Genomic DNA, 350 nt, shown 5'->3' on the forward strand with positions numbered 1-350 from the left:
CGATAACAACCTGCGCCTGAGCGTCGGCGGGTTTGTCCGCAGCCTGGTCAGCGAAGACGGCGCGGAGCTGGCGGGCACCCTCAACTACCGCTACAAGGGCCGCGACATCAGCCTCACGCCTGAACAGGGCAAGGTCATGCTCGACACCCAGCATCGGCTGGATGAACAGCTCCAGGCGGAAACCCGGGCACGCAGTTACGGTGGCCGCCCAAGCCCGGCCGAAGCCGCCGCCCGCGATGCGCGTATCGCCACGCTGGTGGCGCCGGTGCGGGCCTTCATTCCAGCAGACCTGTACCACGAAGCGGAATACCTGGTGCGCGAATACCGCGCCGAAAAACAGGCCAACCTCG

General features: G+C 66.6%; 1 pseudogene. It reads left to right on the forward strand.

Annotation, left to right across the window (positions count from 1 at the left end):
* Positions 1 to 350, forward strand: a pseudogene (locus tag NPS47_RS25495) (toxin VasX); the annotation flags it as partial.

It is taken from the genome of Pseudomonas putida, from assembly GCF_028682475.1.
In the GTDB taxonomy this organism is placed as follows: Bacteria; Pseudomonadota; Gammaproteobacteria; order Pseudomonadales; family Pseudomonadaceae; genus Aquipseudomonas; species Aquipseudomonas putida_AG.